This is a genomic window from Kitasatospora sp. NPDC085895, assembly GCF_040702125.1.
In the GTDB taxonomy this organism is placed as follows: Bacteria; Actinomycetota; Actinomycetes; order Streptomycetales; family Streptomycetaceae; genus Kitasatospora; species Kitasatospora arboriphila.
Genome location: NZ_JBFBJY010000196.1, coordinates 1 through 3,235, shown reverse-complemented (window position 1 = coordinate 3,235; position 3,235 = coordinate 1). Strand labels below are relative to the sequence as shown.

2 protein-coding genes and 1 pseudogene are annotated in these 3,235 nt (G+C 73.4%); all 3 read left to right on the top strand.

Going from position 1 to position 3,235, the window contains the following annotated elements; translation table 11 throughout:
- Nucleotides 1-208 precede the first annotated feature (208 nt).
- Nucleotides 209-574, top strand: coding sequence for a hypothetical protein (locus AB0442_RS42055; protein WP_366168788.1), 366 nt, complete (start codon nucleotides 209-211; stop codon nucleotides 572-574).
- Between the two features lie 666 nt (nucleotides 575-1,240).
- Nucleotides 1,241-2,878, top strand: coding sequence for a replication-relaxation family protein (locus AB0442_RS42050; protein ID WP_366168787.1), 1,638 nt, complete (start codon nucleotides 1,241-1,243; stop codon nucleotides 2,876-2,878).
- 265 nt (nucleotides 2,879-3,143) lie between these two features.
- A pseudogene (locus AB0442_RS42045) lies at nucleotides 3,144-3,235 on the top strand (IS5/IS1182 family transposase); the annotation flags it as partial.

The window sequence follows — 3,235 nt, the reverse complement described above, 5'->3', positions numbered from 1 at the left end:
CGCCTGGTACGCCTGCAGGTACTTCACGAAGTACTGGGCGTAGGCGCCGTAGTACTCGGCCTTCAGCCAGCCGCCGCCGAGGTTGCCGCTGTCCTCCGCCGGGCCGTCGCTTGATGCGACGCGCGACGAATCCAGCGACCGCGCGGCTGGCGCCACTTCGGACGGCCCCCACCGTGTTTCCCCGCGCGTCGAAACGCCGGTGGCGCCGGTGCAGCGCCGACCGCTGCACCACCGCCCCGCCGCCGGCGGAGCGTCGCTGCGCCTGGCGCTCGATGCGGGGCGCACGTCGCTGTCGCCGCTCGGCCGGGGCCTGGGTGATCCGACCGGGACGTGGAGCGCTGCGGACGCGACCTTGCTCGTCGACGGCTGGGAGAGTGACCCGTCCGTGTTCCAGGTCCGCCGGCCCGACGGCGGCCCGGCCGTCGGCTGGGCCGCGATGGTCGGCGACCACTGGGGGACGTTCATCGACGGCCGCCTGGTCATCGACGCCACCGACGGCGAGCCCTGGCTGTCCCAGGACGCGCTGGATGCGGTCACGCTGCTGCGGGTGGCCCTCGACCAGAACCTCGCCTGAGCAGCCCGGACAGGCCGGCATCGCGGAGATGAAGAAGCTCCCCGGCGGGCAATGAGAAGCCGGGGAGCCACCGTGATCCTTCCACATTCCGACACACCCGCTCGCCACGAGACTGCCCTTCCGGCCCGCCTGCGGCGTGTGGGAGGCCAGGGCGGGGTGGCGTTCCGGTGCCCGCCGCGGGGTCGTTCTGAGCGGCCGTCAAGGTGTGGGCCGGTTCGGTGGCAGTGGAGATGCTCTCTACGACTCCCCGGGGTCGTCCCCGGGTGCTGCCCCGGGGGGCTTCTGTGCATGAGGCCCGGTGTTTTCGCAGTTCAGCGCCCGTAATCAAGGTGCATCGGTCTGCCGACAACCCTCTCCCTCTCCTCTTGGTCCTCTGCTGGCTGGTGTGGTGGTTGGTGGTGTGTGTGGTGGCGGCTGGGTGGTTGGGCGGGGCGGTCGGGATCGGGTTCGTCTCCCGGTCCCGCGGTGCCCTCCTTCTGCCGCTCCCGGGCCGCTCGGCTCCTGCCCCTCGCGGCCGGGCAGGCCGGGCGCCTCCCGCGGGTCGGCACGGGCGGGGCGAGGGCGGCCGGGGCCGGGACCGCCGAGGTGCCGGGCACGGGGCAGCCGGTTGTCGGTGGCGTCCGGTAGAGCAGAGGAGATCGGCGGCATGCGGACGAGGGGGCGGACTTGAGCGAGGACCAAGGCGGCCCGGGCGGGCAGCGGATCGAGGACGACCGGCCCCCGCAGCCGCAGCCGCCGGTGCGCTCCGGCCGGGTGCACTTCCGCCGCTCGGCCCGTAACCCGAACGGTTCGACGGCTGCGCTGCGCGCGGACGTACTGGCCGTTCTCGGGGTGCTGAAGGTCGCGACCTACAAGCAGCTGCACGCCCTGGTTGCCGCGGACGAGTACCGGGCGCACCGCCGGGTCGAGCACGTCGCCGAGGCGGTGCGCGACCTGCAGGGCCACCGGCTGGTGGAGGAGCGCGGTTTCACCTCGCCGCCGGGCCGCACGCCCACCACGGCGGGTGGGCGGCCGGTTCCGGGCGGGCCGGGGGCGGAGAAGATCGTGGGCCTGACGGCGGCGGGCCTGATCGCCGCCGGGGAGGCGCTGGGCGACGACCGGCAGATGGGCGGTCATGCCCGGGGCGCGGGCCGGACCGGCGCGCCGCACGCGATGCTCGTCAACGAGATTGTCGTCAACGCCGTCACCGGCACCACCACCCACGGCGCGCCGCCCCGCACCGATCCGCGCCAGGCGCCGCCGCGCCGCGCACTCAAGTGTGGGCCGTTGCCGGGCGGCCTGGATGCCTGGGCCACCGAGGTTGCCCACACGATCACCGGCAAGCACACCGTCATCCCCGACGCCGTCGTCCGCCTGCCCGAGCTGGGCATCCCGGTGCTATTCCTGGAGCTGGACCGCGGCACCATGACGGACATCGCCGACGTCGCCGCCAAACTCGACAACTACAAACGCTGGTTCGACAAGGTCGTCAAGGACACCGACGGCTACGACCGCACCATCTTCGAGGTCACCTACGGCGCCACGAACCGCCGCACCTACGGCTACACCCCCACCTGCGTGGTCCGCCCGCCGGTCGCATTCGTCCTCGACCCGGGCACCCGCGGCAGCCGACCCCGCTTCACCCCCGACACGCTGCGCCGCCGGATGAAGGCGCTGCGGGATGCCACCAGCGGCCACTGGGCCGGTATGCGGCACGAGGACGAAGGCGTCACCTACTACAGCTTCCGGGGCCGGATTCCGGTGCTGGCGACCACCACCGGCCGGCTGCGCGAGCACGGTTTCCCCGGCCCGGCCTGGTGGCGCTTCGGCCGCTCCGACTGGCAGAGCCTCGCCGATGCCCTCGACGACCGGCCCGACCGGGACCTGATTGCCCAGCGCCGCACCGAGCGCCAAGACCGGGAAGCCGCGGAGAAACAAGCCGCCGCCACGGCCAAGCAGGACGCCGAGCAGGCGAAGTGGCGGGCGCAGCTGCTGACGGCCCGCGCCCACAACGACGCCCTGCACCCCTGCTACACCTGCCACGGCCCCCTCGGCGGCGCCCACGACACCCGCGGCGGACTCCACGAACCGGCCGAACCCGACCGCCTCGAGTGCCCCGCCTGCCTGCACCGGCGCCGCGAACAGCACGGCCGCCCGATCGTCCTGGCCCTGCCCACCGCCCGCGACCTGAGGCGCGCTGCAAAGCACGGACCGCCCACCGACGACCCCTGGTGGCCGGTGCGCCTGATCTACGCCGAGCGCTGGCCCAAGGCGGCTTGGGACGAGGACCGGGTCCCCGAACTCTGGCCGAACGCCCGCGCCTGACCACCGGGGGGTGAATCGGTCGGGCGCAGGGCGCGCCCAGGCCCTGCCCACCGCCAGGCCCCGTACCGTCAGGCCAGCGGAGAGGTACCGGCGCAACCACACCACTCCTAACCCGGCACAAGATCTGGCGCCTGACCGGTCTCGACAGCGCCATCGCCGTCCGCGAGAGCGGCCCGGCCACCGGTCTAACAGGCCCTAACAGAATGGGATGGCTGCGTTACCTTGGACTTGTGGGTGCAGATTTGCCCTGGTGAGGAGGTGCGCGATGGCCCGCCCCAAGCCCTGGGAGATCGACGACGAGCTGTGGGCGCTGATCGAGCCGTTGCTGCCGGTCGTCCAGCGCCGGGTGGACCATCC